The sequence below is a fragment of the Bacillus cereus group sp. BfR-BA-01382 genome (genome assembly GCF_022663475.1).
Lineage (GTDB): Bacteria > Bacillota > Bacilli > Bacillales > Bacillaceae_G > Bacillus_A > Bacillus_A thuringiensis_S.
On the sequence record NZ_JAKUFQ010000320.1, the window covers coordinates 1 to 340 of the forward strand.

Below are 340 nucleotides of genomic sequence, written 5' to 3' on the forward strand. Positions count from 1 at the left end.
AGCTAAATTAACTCATCCTCTACATCGTTAATATTCGATTGAAAAGAATTTCCACCTCTTTGGTATTCATTCTCTGAAATAACCGTAGTGCTTTTAACTTTTGCACCGACATCTTCTGCATCAACGAATGTATCATCTTCAATTTCAGAAAGAGGGTCGAGAACAACATCATTTGAAGAATAGTTATTCTTAGGTTTTTCAAGTTGAATATCTGTAACGACAGCTTCTTCATTTAATTTTTCTTTTACTAATTCCACTTTTTTCTCTTCTGTAGGTTTTTGAGAGCCACCAAATTCTTTGTGATATTTCTTATCTTGTTCTTCGTTATATTCGGCTACCA

General features: G+C 32.9%; 1 pseudogene. It reads right to left on the minus strand.

From position 1 onward, the window contains the following. Positions 1 to 2: 2 nt before the first annotated feature. Positions 3 to 340 (minus strand): annotated as a pseudogene (locus MR160_RS34160) (type IV secretory system conjugative DNA transfer family protein); the annotation flags it as partial.